21 protein-coding genes are annotated in these 20,882 nt (G+C 52.4%); 18 read left to right on the top strand and 3 right to left on the bottom strand.

The genetic code is table 11. The features are described from left to right. Positions 1-7: 7 nt before the first annotated feature. Positions 8-670, bottom strand: a complete 663-nt coding sequence (gene lexA / locus B4N58_RS00325; protein ID WP_008250105.1) for a transcriptional repressor LexA — start codon at positions 668-670, stop codon at positions 8-10. Positions 671-969: 299 nt separating this feature from the next. Here lexA and yaaA point away from each other — a divergent pair, with 299 nt between their 5' ends. Genes yaaA through rlmD form a run of 5 tightly spaced genes read left to right on the top strand, consistent with a single transcriptional unit; the run spans position 970 to position 5,467 of the window. Further along, the gene (gene yaaA / locus B4N58_RS00330) at positions 970-1,740 is read left to right on the top strand and encodes a peroxide stress protein YaaA (protein ID WP_291744823.1); all 771 of its coding nucleotides are present in this window, start codon (positions 970-972) and stop codon (positions 1,738-1,740) included. Positions 1,741-1,742: 2 nt separating this feature from the next. After that, the gene (gene surE, locus B4N58_RS00335) at positions 1,743-2,504 is read left to right on the top strand and encodes a 5'/3'-nucleotidase SurE (protein ID WP_008250108.1); all 762 of its coding nucleotides are present in this window, start codon (positions 1,743-1,745) and stop codon (positions 2,502-2,504) included. A gap of 9 nt (positions 2,505-2,513) precedes the next feature. Next, the gene (locus B4N58_RS00340) at positions 2,514-3,254 is read left to right on the top strand and encodes a protein-L-isoaspartate(D-aspartate) O-methyltransferase (protein ID WP_008250109.1); all 741 of its coding nucleotides are present in this window, start codon (positions 2,514-2,516) and stop codon (positions 3,252-3,254) included. After that, positions 3,251-4,072 (top strand): peptidoglycan DD-metalloendopeptidase family protein, encoded by an 822-nt coding sequence (locus tag B4N58_RS00345; protein WP_291744826.1) that lies wholly within the window; start codon positions 3,251-3,253, stop codon positions 4,070-4,072. Before B4N58_RS00340 ends, B4N58_RS00345 begins: the two co-directional genes overlap by 4 nt. An 18-nt stretch (positions 4,073-4,090) precedes the next feature. Beyond that, complete coding sequence (gene rlmD, locus B4N58_RS00350) at positions 4,091-5,467, top strand: 23S rRNA (uracil(1939)-C(5))-methyltransferase RlmD (protein WP_291744828.1); 1,377 nt, start codon at positions 4,091-4,093, stop codon at positions 5,465-5,467. A gap of 233 nt (positions 5,468-5,700) precedes the next feature. Here rlmD and B4N58_RS00355 read toward each other — a convergent pair whose 3' ends face one another. After that, positions 5,701-6,405, bottom strand: a complete 705-nt coding sequence (locus tag B4N58_RS00355) for a Bax inhibitor-1/YccA family protein (protein WP_008248933.1) — start codon at positions 6,403-6,405, stop codon at positions 5,701-5,703. A gap of 172 nt (positions 6,406-6,577) precedes the next feature. Here B4N58_RS00355 and ndk point away from each other — a divergent pair, with 172 nt between their 5' ends. From ndk to der, 8 genes are all read left to right on the top strand, one after another. After that, positions 6,578-7,003 carry a nucleoside-diphosphate kinase gene (gene ndk, locus B4N58_RS00360; protein WP_008248935.1) on the top strand — a complete coding sequence of 142 codons (426 nt, stop codon included), beginning with the start codon at positions 6,578-6,580 and terminating at the stop codon, positions 7,001-7,003. A gap of 66 nt (positions 7,004-7,069) precedes the next feature. Beyond that, positions 7,070-8,209, top strand: coding sequence for a 23S rRNA (adenine(2503)-C(2))-methyltransferase RlmN (gene rlmN, locus B4N58_RS00365; RefSeq protein WP_291744832.1), 1,140 nt, complete (start codon positions 7,070-7,072; stop codon positions 8,207-8,209). A gap of 265 nt (positions 8,210-8,474) precedes the next feature. Next, complete coding sequence (locus B4N58_RS00370; RefSeq protein ID WP_008248945.1) at positions 8,475-9,578, top strand: helix-turn-helix domain-containing protein; 1,104 nt, start codon at positions 8,475-8,477, stop codon at positions 9,576-9,578. Between the two features lie 67 nt (positions 9,579-9,645). Then, positions 9,646-10,893: a flavodoxin-dependent (E)-4-hydroxy-3-methylbut-2-enyl-diphosphate synthase gene (gene ispG / locus B4N58_RS00375; protein ID WP_291744835.1), complete on the top strand. Its 1,248-nt coding sequence runs from the start codon at positions 9,646-9,648 to the stop codon at positions 10,891-10,893. Between the two features lie 50 nt (positions 10,894-10,943). Beyond that, positions 10,944-12,269, top strand: a complete 1,326-nt coding sequence (gene hisS / locus B4N58_RS00380; protein WP_008248948.1) for a histidine--tRNA ligase — start codon at positions 10,944-10,946, stop codon at positions 12,267-12,269. Then, positions 12,266-12,910, top strand: a complete 645-nt coding sequence (locus B4N58_RS00385) for a YfgM family protein (RefSeq protein WP_008248949.1) — start codon at positions 12,266-12,268, stop codon at positions 12,908-12,910. The genes hisS and B4N58_RS00385 overlap by 4 nt, the downstream gene beginning before the upstream one ends. Before the next feature lie 8 nt (positions 12,911-12,918). Further along, positions 12,919-14,085 carry an outer membrane protein assembly factor BamB gene (gene bamB / locus B4N58_RS00390; protein WP_291744837.1) on the top strand — a complete coding sequence of 389 codons (1,167 nt, stop codon included), beginning with the start codon at positions 12,919-12,921 and terminating at the stop codon, positions 14,083-14,085. Between the two features lie 8 nt (positions 14,086-14,093). Next, on the top strand, positions 14,094-15,419 hold the full coding sequence (gene der / locus B4N58_RS00395; protein WP_291744839.1) for a ribosome biogenesis GTPase Der: 1,326 nt from the start codon (positions 14,094-14,096) through the stop codon (positions 15,417-15,419). Positions 15,420-15,440: 21 nt separating this feature from the next. Here the strand turns inward: der and B4N58_RS00400 are convergent, their stop codons facing one another. Further along, the gene (locus tag B4N58_RS00400) at positions 15,441-15,761 is read right to left on the bottom strand and encodes an Mpo1-like protein (protein WP_138518501.1); all 321 of its coding nucleotides are present in this window, start codon (positions 15,759-15,761) and stop codon (positions 15,441-15,443) included. A gap of 145 nt (positions 15,762-15,906) precedes the next feature. Here B4N58_RS00400 and B4N58_RS00405 point away from each other — a divergent pair, with 145 nt between their 5' ends. The 5 genes from B4N58_RS00405 (at position 15,907) to B4N58_RS00425 (ending at position 20,801) form a co-directional block, all read left to right on the top strand. Then, positions 15,907-16,380 (top strand): CBS domain-containing protein, encoded by a 474-nt coding sequence (locus tag B4N58_RS00405; RefSeq protein ID WP_008248960.1) that lies wholly within the window; start codon positions 15,907-15,909, stop codon positions 16,378-16,380. 33 nt (positions 16,381-16,413) lie between these two features. Next, the gene (locus B4N58_RS00410) at positions 16,414-17,442 is read left to right on the top strand and encodes an NAD(P)/FAD-dependent oxidoreductase (RefSeq protein WP_291744842.1); all 1,029 of its coding nucleotides are present in this window, start codon (positions 16,414-16,416) and stop codon (positions 17,440-17,442) included. Between the two features lie 119 nt (positions 17,443-17,561). Then, complete coding sequence (gene aroC, locus B4N58_RS00415) at positions 17,562-18,668, top strand: chorismate synthase (protein WP_291744845.1); 1,107 nt, start codon at positions 17,562-17,564, stop codon at positions 18,666-18,668. A gap of 27 nt (positions 18,669-18,695) precedes the next feature. Continuing rightward, positions 18,696-19,877, top strand: coding sequence for an MFS transporter (locus B4N58_RS00420; protein WP_291744846.1), 1,182 nt, complete (start codon positions 18,696-18,698; stop codon positions 19,875-19,877). 90 nt (positions 19,878-19,967) lie between these two features. After that, entirely contained in the window at positions 19,968-20,801 is an 834-nt protein-coding gene (locus tag B4N58_RS00425; RefSeq protein WP_291744848.1) for a M48 family metallopeptidase, read from the top strand. Positions 20,802-20,882 lie beyond the last annotated feature (81 nt).

Below are 20,882 nucleotides of genomic sequence, written 5' to 3' on the forward strand. Positions count from 1 at the left end.
CTGGTTTTTAATGCAACTGACCTTGGCGAATCAAACCAACAGCCAAACCTTCAATTGCGAAGGTTTCGGTTCGCAGGTCGACTTCGATTGGAGCGAAATCGCTGTTCTCGGCTTGCAATTCAACCACATGGCCTTTCTGGAAAAAACGTTTCACGGTGACATCGTCGTTCACGCGTGCAACCACAACCTGACCCGCTCGAGCGGTGCTGGCTTTTTTTACAGCCAGTAAATCACCATCCATAATGCCGATGTCTTTCATGGACATACCGCGTACTTTCAACAAGTAATCGGGTTTGTCTGGGAACAGCGAAGGATCAACAGGAATTTGTTTTTCCACATGTTCTTGGGCGAGAATCGGGCTGCCGGCAGCAACGCGACCTATCAGTGGCAGTTGCATGAACTGCTCGACTGCACGTTCGGCTGCCTTGCTGGCTGTTTCTTCCAGACCTTCAGCGTATTCGCCCAGCAAGCGAATACCGCGTGATGTACTGGCATCCAGGGCAATGACATTTTTCTTGGCCAAAGCCTGCAAGTGATCTTCTGCTGCATTGGCTGAGCGAAAGCCCAGTTGCCGTGCAATTTCAGCGCGGGTAGGGGGCCGACCAAACTGGGTAATTTGGTCCCGGATTAAATCAAGAATTTCTTGTTGACGAGCAGTTAAACCTTTCATGGCACCAATCTCGAATTGACGTGCTGTGATTATATACAGTAAATCAAAACTTGCAAACACAATTGCCTGAATCCAATTGGCGCATGTGACAGGTAATACATTTATCTTCGGGAGAGACAGTCTGGGAGACACGGCCAGAAGCGGAGCGACAAAGTCGCATCCGCGGCCAACCTCACAAAACCGGCCACTCGCATACCTTGTATTGGGTATTTTTCCCGGCTTCACACCACTCTGTCCCTGAATCACCTGCCAGATCCTGCGATAATAAACCCGTAGTAACAACCAGGTGATTCACGTTCATGCTTGTAGTTCTTTCTCCCGCAAAGTCGCTCGATTACGAAACACCCTTGTCTGTCCAAACCAGTACGCAGCCACAATTTGTTGAGCAAGCGGCCGGTCTGGTCGATATTTTGCGTCCCATGAGCCCTGCTGATATTTCCGAACTGATGTCGGTGTCAGACAAGCTGGGTGTGCTTAACGCAACGCGTTACAGCGAGTGGTCCCCGAAGTTCACCAAAAAGAATTCACGCCCTGCGCTGTTAGCATTCAATGGCGATGTGTACGATGGTTTTGATGCCAAAACCCTGGATGAAGAAGGGCTGGCTTTTGCACAAAAGCATGTGCGTATTCTGTCGGGCCTGTATGGCATTTTGCGCCCACTCGATTTGATGCAACCTTATCGCCTTGAAATGGGTACCAAGCTGCCCAACCCTGCAGGCAAAGACTTGTATGCCTACTGGAAGCAAACCGTGGCGCCTGCCCTGAACAAGGAGCTTGCCAAGAAAGACCCGGTCTTGGTGAACCTGGCCTCTGATGAATACTTTAAATCGGTTGATACCAAGGCTTTGAATGCGCGCGTGGTTCAGCCCGTGTTCCAGGACTATAAAAACGGCCAGTACAAAATCATCAGTTTTTTCGCTAAAAAAGCGCGTGGTTTAATGGCCCGCTACATTGTTGATCAACGCATTACCGATGTAGAGCAGCTGAAAAAGTTCAAGGTGGCAGGCTATGCTTTTGCCGCCAAAGAATCCACCGAGAACACCTGGGTATTTCGCCGCAAGGAAGCCTGATCTTGACCATTCCGCACATTCTGATCAGCAACGACGACGGCTACAGCGCCCCCGGCATTCTGGCTTTGCACGGTGCTTTGCTTGAACGCTTTGGCAACACGGTTCACCTGGAGGTAATGGCGCCCGAGCAAGACCGTTCTGGTGTCTCAAATGCGCTGACGCTTGACCGGCCACTCACCGTTCGCACAGCAGCCAATGGCTTTCGTTATGTCAATGGAACTCCCACCGATTGCGTGCATGTGGCGGTGACTGGTTTGCTGGAAAGGCGACCCGATCTTGTGGTGTCTGGCATCAACAACGGCGCCAACATGGGCGACGATACGATTTACTCAGGCACTGTGGCGGCCGCCATGGAAGGCTTTCAGTGTGGTTTGCCCGCAATTGCTTTTTCGCTGGCTGGCAAAGGTTATGCGCACTTGGACAGCGCAGCTCGTGTGGCCGCTGAAATCGTGGACCGCTTCTTGAACAACAAGCTGGGTTTGGAGCATTGTTTGCTAAATGTGAACATCCCCCCGATTCCTTACGATGACATGCAAGGTTACGAATGCACCCGTTTGGGCAAGCGCCACCATGCCGAGCCCGTGATTCCAACCCAGAACCCGAAAGATGAAACTGTTTACTGGATTGGCCCACCCGGCGGCGCCAAAGATGCGGGCCCTGGTACCGATTTTTATGCGGTCAAGCAGGGTAAAATTTCGATCAGTCCCTTGAAGGCTGATTTGACGCACACCGAACAAATGAAGACCCTGGCCGATTGGCTGTAAAACAACAACATGGATCAAAAGCCCCGTTTCAAGCCAGCACCTGCGCTGATTACCCAGTCTGCGCGCAAACTGGATCGCATTCCGGAACGCATCGGCGGTTCAAGCTTGACCTCCGAGCGTGCGCGTGGGCACTTGGTTCAAAAATTGAAAACCCTGGGCATCGTGAACCAGCGTGTGCTCGATGTAATTGGTGCTGTGCCACGGCATTTGTTTGTGGACGAAGCGTTTGCCTCGCGCGCCTACGAAGATGCAGCCTTGCCAATCGGGCACCAGCAAACGATTTCCCGACCATTCACAGTAGCCCGGTTTGCAGAATATGCACTGGATGGCCGAAAGGATCTCGACAATGTGCTGGAAGTGGGCGCGGGTTGTGGTTACCAGGCCGCCGTGTTCGCTCAAATTGCAAAGCGTGTGGTCAGCATAGAACGCATTGAGGCGTTGTACGACAAAGCCCAACGCAACTTAAAACTTGCAGGCTTTCAGAAAGTCAAAGTAATACATGGCGATGGTTTGGTGGGTTTGCCCTCACAAGCGCCGTTTGATGTCATCATTGTGGCCGCTGCGGGTTTGGAAATACCACAAGCCTTGCTGAAGCAGTTGAAAATTGGCGGGCGCCTTATTGTGCCCGTGGCTGACCAGAATCAGCAAAATCTGGTCATTGTTGATCGATTGGCGGTCGACAAATGGCACCGAGAGAAAAAAGACTTGGTAAAATTCGTACCCCTGTTACAAGGAACCCGCATCGTATGAAACGTGGCGCATTAACTAGAACCCAATTGCTGGGTCACACACGTGCATTGGCAGTTGGATTCGCAACACTGACCTTCTTGGCAGCCTGTACAACAACGGGTAACCAGGCTCCTGTGGTCGATCGTTTGCCCTCCCGTTCTACTGACACTGCCGTGGCTACCGACGGTGTTTACACCGTCAAGGCTGGCGACACCCTGTACAGTATTGCTCTGGATTTTGGCCTGGATTGGCGTGAACTGGCGCGTGCCAACAATTTGAGCGATCCCAGCAAACTAAGCATTGGTCAAAAGTTGCGCGTGACAGGTGCGCCTACTGCTGTAGCCGGCGGTGCTTCGGGATCAACCATTGAAGACAGTGGCGTTGAAGTAACCCCAATCACACCTGCTGGTGGTGCAAAGCCCGTTGAGGCCACACCAGCACCTGAAATCAAACCACCGGCACCTGTTGCTGTTACCTTGGGTTTTATCTGGCCGCACCCAGGTGAAATCATTCAAGGGTACAAGGCGGGTGTAAACAAGGGTATTGATCTTGCCGCCAAGGTTGGTGATCCTGTGGTGGCCTCCCAGGCTGGGCGTGTAGTTTATTCAGGCAACGCGCTACGCGGTTACGGCAACTTGATTATTCTGAAACACGACAACAATTTGTTGACTGCCTATGCGCACAACAAAACCTTGTTGGTGAAAGAAGGCGAACCCGTCACCAAAGGCCAGAAAATTGCTGAAGCAGGGCAGTCCGATTCTGACCGCCCCAAGCTGCACTTTGAGGTGCGTAAGCAAGGTAAGCCTGTTGACCCGATGGATTACCTCCCGGCCCGTTAATTTTTATTGAATGTAGCCATGGGCCGCAAAAAGAAAAAAGACCGAACACCTGTGGTGTTTCCACAGGTGCAAGTTGCCATTGAATCAATCGACCTGGATGCCAATGGCATTGGCCATGTGGATGGCAAAGTGCACTTTATCGATGGTGCAATCACCGGTGAAACCGTGGTTGCTGAAATTACGCGAGTAAAGCCAAGCTATTCAAAAGGCAGAACACTGCAGGTGCTGAATTCGGTTTCCACTCGTACTACTCCCAAGTGCCCGCATTATGGGGTGTGTGGTGGGTGTGCCATGCAACACATCGAGCCCAATGCACAGGTGGCCATTAAAAATCGTGCACTTGAAGACCTGCTGCAGCGAATTGGTCGCCAAACCCCTGAACAAATGATGCCGCCTATTTACGGCTCTTTTTGGGGTTACCGGCACCGTGCGCGCTTAAGCACCCGGTTTGTGATCAAGAAAGACCGCTTCTTCGTGGGTTTTCACGAGAAGTCTTCTTCGTATGTGGCTGACATGCAGGTATGCCATGTACTGCCTAAACATGTGTCCAATATGATCGTGCCCTTGGGCAATATGCTGGTTACATTGAGTATTTTCATGCGCGTTCCGCAGATTGAACTCGCTGTTGGCGATGGCGTAACTGCCATGGTCCTTCGCCATTTGGAGCCTTTGAGTGAATCAGATCTTGATACGCTTCGGGCATTTGGCAATGAATGGGGTGTGGACTGGTGGTTGCAGCCTGGTGGCCCGGCCACAGCGCACCGCCTTGAAGCAGACAAGCCGGTAGACCTCACTTATCGCATTCCAAGCTTTGGCATTCGCATGCGATTCAGGCCCACTGATTTCACGCAAGTGAACCACATGATCAACGACGCCATGATCAGCCGCGCCGTGTCGCTGCTCGATCTGAAACCTGAAGACCGTGTGCTTGACCTGTTTTGTGGTCTTGGTAATTTCTCTTTGCCTTTGGCCACAAAAAGCAGCTATGTGAAGGGTTTTGAAGGTTCACAAGACCTTGTAAGCCGGGCCGGTGAGAATGCTGAATTCAACGGTTTGGCCGACAAAACAGAATTTCACGTGCGCAACCTGTTTGAAGTGGAAACACCTGAATGGGAAAGCTGGGGGCAATACGACAAAGTATTGGTTGATCCTCCGCGCGATGGGGCGTTGGAAATTTGCAAGGCAATTGTGGGTGCGCGTGCAGAGTTTCAGCCAAAACGCATTGTGTATGTGAGTTGTAATCCAGGCACTTTGGCCCGTGACACCGCCGTGTTGTGCAATGTAGGTTCGTACAAATTGATGAAAGCCGGAGTGGTGAACATGTTCCCGCACACTGCGCATGTGGAATCGATTGCGGTGTTTGAGCGGGTTGAATACAGCGAATATTGCGGATAAAAAGCCAAGCGATCACTGGCTGGAAGCACAAATAACAAACGGGGCCGTTGCGGCCCCGTTTTCGTTGGTGCGTTTGCCTCACCAACTCGGCGGTCAGTATAGATACCGACCAACTGAGACTTCATAATGCGCTTCTGAAACCGACTTTGCAACAACTTTCGATGTTGCAAAGTGTCAAAAAAGTACTTTTAAATCAGTTACTTTCAGGTAACTTGAAGTCTGTTGGCCCGTTTTTACTCGCGGCTGCCACCAGCAAACACCATGAGCAGTTGCAGCAAATTCACGAACAAATTGTACAAACTCAGGTAAATGCTCAGGGCGGCAGAAATATAGTTTGTTTCACCACCGCGCATCACGCGCTGCAGGTCGTACAAAATAAACAGCGAGAACAAGCCTACACAAATGGTAGAAATGGTCAGCGACAAGGCTGGCATTTGCAGGAAGATGTTGGCTACAGAAGCCACAATCACCATGACCAAACCAATCAGTAGGCCTTTGCCCATATTGGTGAAGTCGCGCTTGGTCACCGCTGCGTAGCTGGCCAGACCAAAGAAAATACCCGCTGTACCCAACGCAGCCATCATGATGATGGAGCCACCGTTGGACAGGCTAAGTGCAACCGACAATATGCCGGAGAGCATCAAACCCATGAAGAATGTGAAGCCGAGCATCAAGACCACACCAAATGAGTTGTTGCGGTTACGTTGAATACCCCAGATGAAGCCGAACATGGCCGCAAGCATCACGACGAACGACAGGATCGGGCTGCCAGCGAATAGACGGAAGAAGCCGAATTGAATGCCCGCAAACGCGCCCAAGGCTGTTGGCACCATGGAAAGGGCCAGCAAGAAATAGGTGTTTCGCAGAACGCGGTTGGTTTCTACGGTAGATACACCACCGGCTGTTCGGCCAAATTGTGCAGTTCTGAAGTCAGACATGTGTACTCGCTCCTTTGTAAAACGCGAATTCGTATGGATTTAGAGTAATGGTAATGGCGAAAAGTTTCAATTCAAGACGTGGGTCAGCCCCGTGATTGGGTTTTTTACATAAACCAGCTATAATCGCGGGTTAATTTTCATGCTTTTCTAATCTTTTCGGAGTGGTTACACCATGGCAATCGAGCGCACCCTGTCCATCATCAAGCCTGATGCTGTTGCAAAAAACGTTATTGGTCAAATTTACAGCCGCTTTGAAGCCGCTGGCCTGAAGGTTGTTGCTGCACGCATGGCACACCTGTCACGCGCTGAAGCTGAAGGTTTCTACGCTGTGCACAAGGCACGTCCATTCTTCAAGGACCTGGTTGAATTCATGATCTCCGGTCCAGTAATGATTCAAGCCCTGGAAGGCGAGAATGCAATTGCCAAGAACCGCGAACTGATGGGCGCAACAAACCCCAAGGAAGCCGCTGCCGGTACAATTCGCGCCGACTTCGCAGACAGCATTGACGCCAACGCTGTTCACGGCTCCGATGCACCAGAAACCGCTGCGAACGAAATCGCTTATTTCTTCCCAGCGTCACAAGTATTTTCACGCTAATCTAGTTCGATTGCGTTGAATTCCGGGGGCGCACGTGCGTCCCCGTTTGTTTTGAAAGGACACACCATGAGTGCACAACTCGACAATTTGCTGGACTACTCGGTGCCCGAGTTGATTCAGTGGTGTGGCAATTTGGGTGAAAAGCCGTTCAGGGCCAAGCAGCTGGCCAAATGGATACACCAGTCAGGCATGGACAATTTTGACTCCATGACCGACCTTGCGAAGTCATTTCGCCAGAATTTGAACAGCCGTGCCTGCATCAAGGCCCCCAGCATCATTTCCGACAATGTCTCCAAAGACGGCACACGCAAGTGGCTCTTTGATGTGGGTAACGGCGATGCTGTCGAAACGGTATTTATTCCCGAAGAGCGCCGTGGAACCCTCTGTGTCAGTTCGCAGGCAGGCTGCGCCGTGAATTGCCGTTTCTGCTCCACAGGCAAGCAAGGTTTTTCCCGCAATTTAAGCACCGCCGAGATTGTGGCCCAGTTGTGGAAGGCCAATGTCTTACTGCGTGAAGCGGGTGAACGGGTTTACGCTCAAGAGCGCCCGGTTACGAACGTTGTCATGATGGGCATGGGCGAACCACTGTTGAACTACGATGCCCTGGTGCCTGCCTTGCAATTGATGCTGGATGACACGGCTTATGGTCTCTCTCGCCGAAGGGTTACTGTGTCCACTTCAGGTGTTGTGCCGTTTATGGACAGGCTCTCACAAGACTGCCCCGTGGCTTTGGCTGTGTCACTGCACGCCCCCAATGACGCGCTTCGTGACCATCTGGTGCCATTGAACAAAAAGTATCCCCTGCGGGAATTGCTGGACGCTTGTTTGCGTTACCTGAAATTTGCACCTCGGGACTTCATCACCTTTGAGTATGTGATGCTCGATGGTGTGAACGACAAGCCCGAGCATGCTCAGCAATTGCTTGAAATCGCAAAAATTGTGCCTTGTAAATTCAATCTGATCCCCTTCAACCCCTTCCCGGAATCGGGTTTGCTCAAGTCAACCAGCCCTGCGATCAAAACGTTTGTAGACATACTGGGCGGAGCAGGGGTTGTGACGACCGTTCGCAAAACTCGGGGCGACGACATCGATGCGGCCTGTGGGCAACTGGCCGGTGAGGTTCGGGACCGAACGAAAGTCAAGGAGCGGCTGGTGAGCACCGTGTCTCTGGAAGAACTGAGGGGTTCCTCCAAACGCAGGGACTAGGGAAACACCCCGCATGCTTTGTCATACAATGAACGCATGATGTGGTGTGTTGTAGAAGTCTGAGTGTATTAATTGAACTATAAAAACTATATTTTGATCGCCAAACTTGTGGCGCTTTCTCAAAAAACTCCTCAACACATTGAATTTTCATAGAAATCGCTTGAATCTACCGGCTTGCTTCGATTATGCTGCACAGGTGGTGGCGGTAAAGAACTACAATTACTAATCGGGGCCATTTGTGCCTGCCGACGCTTGGAAAGACCAAATGAATGAAAATCGTGCCATGAGCAAAACTGAATCATCAGATGCCAGTGCAGGTCAGGATGTAAAACTGGAGCAAAACAACAGCTCTGTTGCAGAAAAGCACCCCAATTTGACGCTGCTCGAGTCGGGTCAAAACCCAGGCGAAATTTTGCGTGTCGCCCGTGAAAAAGCAGGTTATTCCCTCAGCGACATCAGCGCTCAAACCAAAATCAACGAACGCCAGCTTGAAGCCATTGAAAGTGGCGATGTTGGGCGCCTGCCGCCTGAGACATTTGCCAAGGCTTTCATTAAAAGTTATTGCAAAGCCCTGAAGATGGATCCGGCACCAGTCATCATGTCCTTCGGGTTTTCCGAGGCCAGCGCGCAAGTCAAAGCCGCACGGTCTGGGCAGGCAGACAGTGGTCGCCCTGAGCCGCTCGAGCCAAAAATGCCCAACAGCTCCAAGCGCTTGTCCACCCTGAATTTTGATCGTAAAACCGGCAAAAAATCATTGAGCTATGGCATTGTGCTGGCAGCCGTGGTGGTCATGGCTGTGTTTTACATTCCAGTGTTTATGTCAGGTCAAGAGGCCGAAGTTGTTGATGCGGAAGTGATCGAGCCCAACGAGGCGCCCGTATCCACGGCACCAGGTGCAGAGAGTGCAGTGCCAGCGGATGGTTCTTTGCCTCTAAGCCTCGATCCGCCAGCTGCTGCCGGCGATACTTCTGTTTTTCCAGCGCTTCAGCAACCTGTCACGCCTGAAGGTGAATCTGCGCCATCAGCCGCTATTGCACCAAGCTCCTCAGCAGTGGTCGGAAGCACTGCAACCCCGCCTCTTGCCGAAACAACAGCGCCTGCTGCGGCGGCAGCTTCCGCGGCCAGTGGCGGTGAAGGCTTGTTGCGATTTAACTTTCAGGAGCAATCCTGGGTGACCGTTCGCGATGCAAATGACAAGGTATTGATTTCCCAGCTTAACGACGGCGGCAGCAATCTTGAAGTAAAGGGCCAAGCGCCGTTCAAGCTGATTGTTGGCAACGCCAAGGCAGTGAGTGTATCCAGCAATGGAAAACCTGTTGACCTGACTTCATCCATTCGCGGGGAAGTGGCCCGAATCACTGTTCAGTAAAATCTGTCAGGGGGCTTTATATAGCCCCCGCTTTTAAGCAACCCGTCTATCTCGCCAGAAGTTCATCGTGATTCCAAATACCCCCTTGAAGCGACACAAAACCCATCAAGTGGATGTCCGCTGGAAAGAGCATGTCGTATCCATCGGTGGAGGTGCGCCTGTGCTGGTGCAATCCATGACCAACACCGACACGGCCGATGCCCTGAATACAGCCCTTCAAATCAAGGCCTTGTACCTCGCTGGCAGCGAAATGGTTCGAATCACAGTGAACAACGACGCGTCTGCAGAGGCTGTGCCTTACATTCGTGACCAACTGGACAAAATGAGGATCCCCGTACCACTGGTCGGTGATTTTCATTACAACGGACATTTGTTGCTTCAAAAATACCCGGACTGCGCGAAGGCCTTGTCCAAGTACCGAATCAACCCTGGCAATGTGGGCTCGTCCCGCTCGCGTGATGACAACTTCGCCGCCATGATTTCAATTGCCGCTGAACACGACAAGCCTGTGCGTATTGGCGTGAACTGGGGCAGCCTGGATCAAAACCTGCTCGCGCGCATGATGGATGAAAACGGCAAAAAAGCCGACCCACTGCCCGCGCAGCAACTGATGTATCAGGCGCTAATCGAGTCTGCTGTCAGCAGCGCGCACAAGGCGGTCGAGCTTGGTTTGCCAGCCAATAAAATTGTGTTGTCTTGCAAGGTAAGCCAGGTTCAGGATTTGATCGCGGTGTACCGCGAACTGGCCGGCCGAAGCGAGTTTCCTCTTCATCTTGGCTTGACCGAAGCCGGCATGGGTACCAAAGGCATTGTGGCCTCCACCGCTGCGTTGTCTGTGCTACTGCAGGAAGGCATTGGTGACACCATTCGAGTGTCCTTGACACCCGAGCCCAACGGCGACCGCTGTAAGGAAGTGCTGGTTGGTCAGGAAATATTGCAGTCTCTCGGCCTGCGTGCCTTCACGCCGCAGGTGATTGCCTGCCCGGGTTGTGGTCGCACCACCAGCACCGTGTTCCAGGAATTGGCGGATCAAATTCAAACCTACCTGCGTGATCAGATGCCGATCTGGAAAAACCAGTACGTGGGTGTTGAGGAAATGAAAGTAGCCGTGATGGGTTGCGTGGTCAATGGCCCGGGTGAAAGCAAACATGCCGACATTGGTATTTCATTGCCAGGCACTGGTGAGGCACCGTCGGCCCCTGTGTTTTTGGACGGCAAGCGCACAGTGACACTGAAAGGCGAGAACATCGCCCAGGAATTTCAGGCGATTGTGCAGCGTTATGTTGAGCAAAGGTACGCTGGCGGCAACAAGTAGCCCAAGAATAGGCGACAATACCGGGTTGAGAAATTAAGTTGAATGCGTCAATGAGTCATCCTGAGTCGCCGGAACAATCCAAAGCCAAGAAGCAAACCCGACTTCAATCCGTCAAGGGAATGAACGATGTGTTGCCTGTAGAGGGCATCCATTGGGAAAACCTCGAGGTGATGTTGCGCGAGTGGTTGACTTCCTATGGTTACCGCCTGATCAAAACCCCTGTACTGGAACCCACATCGCTGTTTCGTCGAGGCATTGGTGAAGTCACCGACATCGTCGAGAAAGAGATGTTCAGCTTTGTGGATCGTTTGAATGGCGACGAACTCACCCTGCGGCCGGAATTCACAGCGGGTATTGCACGCGCAACCATCCAGCACAACTTGACCTATGCAGCACCTCAGCGTGTTTATTCCATGGGGCCTGTGTTCCGCCATGAGCGCCCCCAGCGCGGGCGTTACAGGCAGTTTCATCAGCTTGATGTTGAAGCATTGGGTTTTGCGGGGCCCGACATCGACGCTGAATTGATCGTGATGCTGTCGCGTCTTTGGCGTGAAATGGGCCTTGAAGATGTACGCCTTGAAATTAACTGCTTGGGCGAAGCGCCAGAACGCCTGGCGCACCGACAAGCCTTGATTACGTATTTTGAAGCGAATGCTGAGCTGCTGGACGAAGACGCCAAGCGCCGCTTGCACAGCAACCCCTTGCGGATTCTGGATACGAAGAACCCCACCATGCAAGACATGGTCAATGGCGCACCACGTTTGTCAGAATTTTTGGGTGAGCAATCACTGGCCCATTATCAAGGTGTAAAGCGCCTGCTCGACGATGCAGGTGTGCGTTACATTGAAAACCCGCGCCTGGTTCGCGGCCTTGATTACTACAACCTCACTGTGTTTGAGTGGATTACTGATGCCCTGGGCACGCAGGGAACCATTTGTGGCGGTGGCCGTTACGATGGTTTGATCGAGGTTCTGGGTGGAAAGCCGACACCGGCCATCGGATTTGCAATTGGCCTGGAACGTTTGCTCGAGTTGTACCTCGAAGTGAATCAACCTGATGACACTGCTGATCTGGATGTCTATGTGGTCCACCAAGGCGAAGGAACAGCACGGCGCGCATTTACACTGGCTGAAGAGCTTCGGGATGCAGGGTTTGCTGTTGTACTTCACGCTGGTGGTGGTGGTTTTAAAAGCCAAATGAAGCGCGCAGATGTCAGCGGTGCGGCAGTGGCGGTTATTCTGGGTGAAAACGAATTGAATGCGGGCACTGCGGCAGTCAAATTGTTGCGCGGTGAAAGCAAGCAGGAAGAATTCAAACAAGAGGGATTGGCCGAAGCCATTTTCGGTCTGCTTTACGGAGAAGGAGAGGAGTCTTGAGTCGATACAGCCTTGAAGAACAAGAACAACTGGCCAGTTTGAAGGCATTCTGGTCCAAATACGGCAGTTTTATTTTGACCGTGTTGATTCTTGTGTTCGGTGCCTTTGCCTTGAACAACGGTTGGAAATGGTGGCAGGCACGCCAGTCCACAGAAGCGGTAGTGGTCTATGAACGCTTGGAGGCGGCTAGTCGCGAGGGAAATATCGAACTGGTAGGTGAAATCCAGAAGACCTTGTTCGAGGAGCATGCTGGTTCACCTTATGCGCAGCGTGGGGCGTTGATTGCGGCCAAAGCCTTTTTCGATGAAGGCAAGCTGGACGAGGCGAAGGCATCTTTAAAGTGGGCTTCTGAAGAAGCAAAGCTGGATGAATATGTTGCGACTGCTCGTTTGATGTTGGCAGGCATTCTGATCGAGCAATCCGAGTTCGATGCGGCCAAAGCTGCCTTGAGTGAAGACTATCCGGGATTTGAAGGCTTGTTTCACGACCGTTTGGGTGATTTGGCTTTGGCTCAGAAGGATGTAGCCACTGCGCGCAAAGAGTATGAGCTGGCGCTTGGTACCATTCAATCCGACAGTCCGTGGAAGCAGGTCATTGAGCGCAAAATCAGCGCCTTGCCCAAACTGGAGGCCAAACAATGAGAGATCCAATGAAGCACATTCTTAAAATTTCATCTCTTGTTGCTACTTTGGCCTTGCTGGGTGGTTGCGCTGCCATCAGCTCAACCATGAGCAGCCTGAATCCTTTTGGCAGCAGTGCTGTAAAGCCCGCGGAATTGCAGCCTTTTACGCCCCAGCTGAAAGTTGCCAATACCTGGTCTGTGGACGTGGGCGACTCTGAGCAAGGCAGCTTCACGCCTGTTTTACTGGACTCCACCGTGTATGCCGCTTCGCAAGAGGGTCAGTTGGTGGCTATTGACCGGGCCACAGGTAAAACAAAATGGAAAGTAAAAGTGGGCACCGAGCTGAAAGTCGGTGTGGCCGCAACGCTTGACACCATTGCCGTGATCGACGTGAACAACAATCTGCTTGCGTTTGATGCCAATGGCAAACAAAAATGGCAAACCGGTGTGGGCGCCGATGTAAGTAGCGTGCCGGTGGGTGCTGCGGGCACCATTCTGGTCCGCGGCATCGATTTCTCGGTGATCGCTTATTCGGCATCGAATGGAGCACAGCGCTGGAAGTACACGCGACAGTTACCTCCGCTGACTTTGCGTGTCAATACGCCGGTAGATATCAACAATGCGCGGGTTTACGCCGGTTTCCCAGGTGGTCGCTTGGTGGCACTTGACCTGAGCGCGGGCACCGTTGTTTGGGAAGGTACCTTGGCAACGCCCAGCGGAACTACTGAAATTGAGCGCATTACCGACGTAACCGGCACACCGATATACAACTTCCGTGAAGTGTGTGCAGCTGCTTTTCAAGGCAAGGTTGGTTGTCTGGACTCAGTCAGTGCACGTCCAATCTGGACCACCGATTTTTCTGCACCCAGTGGCGCCTCGGTCGACGACCGCTACATGATTGCTCCCAATGAACTGGGTGATCTGTTCGCGTTTTCCCGCAGCGGCGGCAAGCAGGTTTGGAAAATTGAGAACTTCCAGCGTCGTCAACCAACCACACCGACCGTAATTGGTCGCGCTGTGGCCGTGGGTGACTACGAAGGCTATGTTCATTTCATTGATCGAGACACCGGCAAAACCATTGCGCGAACAAGAGTGGGTTCAACCACTTTTGCCAGCCAGCCTGTGCCTGCTGAAACCGATGCGCTGATCGTGCAATCGCGTGGCGGCAGTGTGGCCCTGATATCTGTCCAGTAAAGTAAAACATGAAACCTGTCATTGCCCTGGTTGGGCGCCCAAATGTGGGCAAGTCCACATTGTTCAATCGTTTGACCCGAACAAGAGACGCCCTGGTGGCCAACCAGCCCGGCTTAACCCGTGATCGCCATTACGGTGTTGGCCGCATAGGCCCACGAGAATACTTGGTGGTAGACACCGGCGGGCTAGAGCCTGTGGCGAAAGACGGTATTTACGCGGAAATGGCCAAACAAAGCCGACAGGCGATTGTTGAGTCTGACCTGGTATTGTTTCTGGTGGATGGTCGCCAAGGCGTAACCCCTCATGATCACGTGATTGCAGCAGAACTGCGCAAGGCCAAACGTGACGTTATTCTGGTGGTCAACAAAACCGAGGGCTATACGCACTCGATGGCAGCTGCTGACTTCTTCGAGTTGGGTTTGGGCGAGCCGGAAACCATTTCTGCAAGCCACGGCGATGGCGTGCGCCAATTGATGGACACCGCCTGTGAAAAGCTGCCGGTATTGCCTGAAGACGAAGCCGGTGGTAGGCGAATCAAGGTAGCCATTGCAGGCCGCCCGAACGTGGGCAAATCCACGATGGTGAACACCTTGCTGGGTGAAGAACGCGTAATTGCCTTCGACTTGCCTGGCACCACCCGGGACAGTATTTACATCGATTTCGAGCGCAATGACAAGCCGTATACCTTGATTGACACTGCTGGTTTGCGCAAGCGTGGCAAGGTGTTTGAGTCAGTCGAAAAGTTTTCGGTGATTAAAACTCTTCAGGCGATTGAAGACGCCAATGTGGTGATTCTAATGCTGGATGCCCAGCAGGATATTTCCGATCAAGATGCTTCCATCGCTGGTTTCATTGTAGAAGCTGGGCGTTCGCTGGTCTTGGCTGTGAACAAGTGGGACAGTCTGGATGATTATCGCAAGGAACGAATCAAGGCTGAAGTAGGGCGCAAGCTCACCTTTCTGAATTATGCGAAGTTTCATTATGTGTCTGCCACCAAGCCGTTTGGTATTGCAGCCATGATGAAGTCAGTCGATGAAGCGCACGCAGCGGCTTTCGCCAAGTTGTCTACGCCTAAGCTGACTCGCCTGATTCAGGAATGCGTTGAACACCAACAACCCCCTCGCAAAGGCATTTTCCGCCCCAAGCTGCGTTATGCCCACCAGGGTGGTCAGAATCCGCCAATCGTGATTGTGCACGGCACTGCGCTGGATGCGATTCCAGACAACTACAAACGTTATCTGGAAACTCGAATTCGCGAACGTTTCAAGCTTGATGGCACGCCGCTTCGGGTGGAGTTCCGAAGCAACGTGAATCCGTTTGACAAGAAAGATTAACGCAAAAAATTAACGCGAGAATTAGAACGGAATTTTGCGGGTCAGAATGTCTTTGTACATCACCCAGTCACCCATGAAGCTGTAGAGCGGATACTTGAACGTGGCTGGGCGGTTCTTCTCGAAAAAGAAGTGTCCCACCCACGCAAATGCATAGCCTGTCAGCAAGCCATACAGTAGCCACATGGGTTGGCCTGTGGTGATCAATTTGAACAAACACACCAGTGCCAGCGTTGAGCCCACAAAGTGCAGTCTTCGACAAGTCAGGTTGTTGTGTTCAGCCAAGTAAAAAGGGTAAAAATCTGCAAAAGTCTGAAATCTGTTTCCGGTTTTTGGCATGCCCATGTCTCCATTTATTTATTTTTGATCGTTGTAGTTTACATCCCTTGCCGCTTCAGGCTTGCATTTGCCCAGAAATTTGGACTTGAAAGCTGTGGCATTTCGGGTAGGATGAATAAAACGACCATAAGAATATTTTAGGAGGTTTGTGATGCAAGTTAAAGAAGTCCTGCGCGTAAAGGGCAACACGCTTTTTACTGTCACCCCCGAAACCAATCTTTCTGATTGTGTGGTAACCATGGCCGATCATGATGTAGGTTCTCTGGTCGTGATGGACAAAGGGGTGCTAGCTGGCATCGTAACCTTCCGCGAAGTGATTCGTGTACTGGCCAAGCGACAGAAAGAGCACCGCACAGGCCCCACCCCCCCAGTGGCGGAAATTGTGGTTCGCGAAGTGATGAACACAGAGCCCACAGTGGCAACCCTGGATATGGAAGTGGACAGCCTTCGTAAATTAATGCTTGAGAATCACCAGCGCTATTTGCCTGTGATGGATGGAAACACCCTGTGCGGCGTGATTTCGTTTCACGACGTGGCCAAAGCAGTGCTTGAAGAACAAGGGTTTGAGAACAAAATGCTGAAAGGCTATATTCGCGATTGGCCGATGGAAGAAAGCAGCAGTTGAGTTGAACACAGAAGCAGTGCAGGTGGTACCAAATTGAAGAAAAGAGTTGCGATTATTGGCGCTGGTATGTCGGGTTTGGCTTGCGCACGCGAATTGATCCAGCAAGGCCACGATGTCACCTTGTATGAGAAAAGTCGCGGCCCGGGTGGGCGTATGCCCACGCGCTGGCTGAATCGCGATACCGACCCCCCCTTGGGTTTTGATCACGGTACCCAATATTTCCAGGCCTCGTCACCCGCGTTTGTTGAATTGATTGATCTTGCCCACAAAGCGGGCGCGGTTGCGCCCTGGGCTGGTTCTGTTGTGAACCTGGGTTATGGGCTTTCCTCCCCGCATGCCAGCACCACCACTCGATGGGTGGGCACGCCTGGAATGGCCAGCTTGGGGCGTTTTATGGCTCATGGGCTTGATATTCGATTGCAATGCCGGGTGGCTGGTGTGGTTCACACCGATGGTCTGTTCCAGCTAACGGTGCACCTCGCCGATGGCACTGTGCGCGTAGAGTCTGGTTTTGATGCTGTTGTCAGCGCCATTCCCGCAGAGCAGGTGGTGCCGCTCTTCGAGGAAGTTCACAAACCTTTGGCCCAATTGGCCGCTGCTGTTGAATCCAACGCCACTTGGTCAGTCATGCTCACGCCGCGGGAGCTTGTCAAAGTAGATTTTGACGGAGCCTTCGTGGTGGACAGTCCACTGGGCTGGATTTGCCGGGATTCGTCCAAGCCTGGCAGGGCCGTGGGCGATCGCTGGATCTTGCAGGCCACTGCTGATTGGTCTCGGCTGCACCAGGACTACGCCGCTGAGGAAGTGGGAAAAATGCTGCTTGATGTGTTCTGCAATGTAACTGGTCAGCTGATTGAGGAGCCTCTGACCATGACTGCACATCGATGGTTGTATTCTTTGCCGAGCAACCCTGTAGGCGTGCCTTGTTATTTCAGCGAAGAGAATATGCTGGGTGCATGTGGCGACTGGCTCAACGGCGCACGTGTTGAAGATGCATTTTTGAGTGGATACACTCTGGGGCATCAACTGTCCAATGCATTCAACAGTACTTTGATTCAGTAGCAACTCGGCTGCAAATAAATTGCAATTGAGAAGTTGCAAGTGAGCAAGCTCAACACCCGCGCCGTTCAGGTGCAGGATATTCCGATAAAATAACCTTTTGCTTATTCGAGTGAACGCGCATGTCCGGAAGTAGCCTGGGTCGCCTTTTTGTGGTCAGTAATTTTGGTGAAAGCCATGGGCCTGCCATTGGTTGCGTGGTGGATGGTTGCCCACCGGGTTTACCACTCACCGAAGCCGACTTGCAAGCAGACCTGGACCGACGCAAACCGGGTACCTCCCGCCATGTGACTCAGAGACAGGAAGCCGATCAGGTTGAAATTCTTTCCGGTGTGTTTGAAGGCGTGACAACGGGAGCCCCCATTGGCTTGTTGATTCGGAATCAAGACCAGCGCAGCAAAGATTACGGCAACATCATGGACACGTTTCGCCCGGGCCATGCCGATTACACCTACTGGCACAAATATGGCATTCGTGATTATCGCGGGGGCGGGCGTTCCTCGGCCCGCATGACTGCGCCCATGGTAGCGGCAGGCGCAATCGCGAAGAAATGGCTGGCCAGCAAGCTGGGTATTGAGATTCGTGGTTGCATGACCCAAATAGGCGAGGTGGATATTCCGTTTTCTACTTGGAACGATGTACATACCAATCCTTTTTTCGCGCCAAACAACGAAAAGGTTGCCGAGCTAGAGGCCTATATGGATGCCTTGAGAAAGTCGGGCGACTCATGTGGTGCTGGCTTGCGTGTGCAGGCCACTGGCGTGCCTGTCGGTTTGGGTTCGCCTTTGTACGACAAGCTGGATGCCGACATTGCCCACGCCATGATGAGCATTAACGCTGTAAAAGGCGTTGAAATTGGCGCTGGTTTCGCTTGTATTGCCCAAAAGGGCTCTGAGCACGGTGATGAAATGACCCCGGAGGGATTTGGTTCCAACCACGCAGGCGGTATTCTGGGCGGTATTTCAACTGGCCAGGATATTGAAGTTCGCATGGCGATCAAGCCAACGTCCAGCATTCGTTTGCCCAGAAAGTCGATAGATAAAGCGGGCAATCCGATCGACGTTGAAACCTATGGCCGACACGACCCTTGTGTTGGAATACGCGCAACGCCTATTGCTGAGGCCATGCTTGCTTTGGTCATTATGGATCACATGCTGGTGCATCGCGCACAGTGTGCGGATGTTCAGGTGGGCACACCACAAATTCCCCCCGGCATTTCAAATTATTAAGTTGTTAATCTCTACACGGGCAGGCATTTGCAACTGGGCTGGTTAGCGCTTTTTTACGCGGCGTATTTCGCATTTGTAGGCTTGTATTCGCCGTTTTTGGGGCCTTACCTGAAATCGATTGGTCACAGTCTGGATGTGATCGCTCTGGCTTTGGGCATGATGCAGTTGATGCGAATTGTTGGTCCATTTGCCTGGGGCTGGCTGGCTGACCACACCGGCAACCGGGTTCGCTGGATTCGATTGGGAACCTTTGCTGGTTTCTGTTTCGCAGCGCTCGCATTTTGGTATCAGCAAACGCCTTCGCACCTTATTGTTCTCGTCTTGCTCTTGAATCTGAGTATTTCTGGTTTGGTGCCCATGTCCGATTCCTACGCCATGGAGCGTTGTGCTGGTTGCACTGGTCAGTATGGCCAAGTGCGTTTGTACGGCTCGTTGGGCTTTGTGTTGGCGGTGCTGGTTTTTGGGGCAGTGGCGGATCGCTTTGGTTTTGCCTCCTATCCGTTTTGGGCCTGTGCCATGTTGCTGCTTGGCTATGTTGCAGCCTTGAAATTCACACCCGATTCACCCCGGGTTGCCAACACGGAGAGTTCGATCATGTTGACAGGCAGCGGCTTTAAACGGCTGCTGTTACCGGGGCCCATGCCGCTTTTCTGGTTGGCTTCTTTTTTCATGATTTTTGCCCATGGAGTTTTTTACGCCTTTTTCTCACTCTATTTGCTCGAATTCAATTATTCGGAACTGAGCATTGGTGGTTTGTGGGCATTCGGTGTGATGTGCGAGGTGGTCTTTTTTGCACTTCAAACCCGCTTCTTCAAACGCTTTTCCCTGAACACTTGGCTTTGCGTCAGTTTCGCGGCTTGTGCGTTTCGCTTCGCCCTGACTGCGGCGTTCCCTGAATTCGGCTGGGTGATGCTTTTTGCTCAGGGCTTGCATGCTTTAACCTTTGCGGCACACCATACCGCTACCATTAGTTGGTTGCGAGAAAACCTGCCGGGCAAGCTGGTGGTTCGTGGCCAGGCCATGTATGCCACCATTGCGTATGGCTTAGGGGGTTCAGCGGGTACATTTTTGGGTCGTTTTGCATGGGAGTGGGGCGGGCCAGCCAGCGCATTTGCCATGGCCTCAGTCAGTGGTTTGATTGCCTTGCTTCTTGGCTGGCGTTTTACAATCGCCAGCAAGCAAGCCCCTTCGGCACTTTTGTCGGGATAAGCAGTCTTAGATGGGTAGTTGATGTCAACTTTGCAGCATTGTCTGCCGTTTCTACAGAACGGTTTTACTGAAAATTACAGGTGAAAAACAATGGTATTTTCTGGATTGAAGCGACGCACCACCTTAACGCTGACGCTTGCGTTTTCAACTGGTGTGTTGGCCGCATGTTTAACCACTCAAACCACCTCGGGTGGGGCGGTTGGGGTTGATCGTTCCCAATTTGTGCTGGTTTCCTCGGCGGAAGTAGATGCCGCCGCTGCCAAGGGCTATGCCGATGTGATCGCCAAGGCTCAAAAGGAGGGCAAACTGAACAAGGACGCCAAGCAGGTGGCTCGTGTGCGCGCCATTGCCAATCGGCTCATTCCTCAAACTGTGGCTTTCCGGCCGGATGCACCGCAATGGAAGTGGGAAGTTAATGTGATTGAATCAGACCAACTGAATGCATGGTGCATGGCGGGCGGAAAAATCGCTTTTTACTCGGCCTTGATTGAAAAGTTGGCCCTGACTGATGATGAAATTGCCGCCATTATGGGACATGAAATCGCCCATGCTTTGCGGGAACACAGCCGGGAACGAATTTCACAGCAACTCGCCACCAATGTTGGGCTTGACCTGGCTTCGGCTGTTTTTGGTTTGTCGCGCGGTGCGTCCGATCTGGCTGGCATGGCCGCCAATGTTGCAATTTCACTACCTTATGGGCGTTCCCACGAGGTCGAGTCTGATCGAATTGGCGTGGAGCTGGCAGCGCGCGCGGGCTACAACCCCCGCGCTGCAATCAGTGTTTGGCAGAAGATGAGCCGGGCCGGTGGTGGATCACCTCCCGAGCTGTTGTCGACGCACCCTTCACCCGAGAACCGAATCCAGGATTTGGAAGTTTATTCAGCCAGGGTTCAGCCTTTGTACGAGCAAGCCAAAAGGCGTTGAGCACTGGCGGGTGGCTTGATTTTGGGGCACAGCCACGTCCGCTGTGCTGCTAGGCCTGTGCTGGCTGTGGCATAATCAGGG

The organism is Limnobacter sp. UBA3528 (genome assembly GCF_002377005.1).
Lineage (GTDB): Bacteria > Pseudomonadota > Gammaproteobacteria > Burkholderiales > Burkholderiaceae_B > Limnobacter.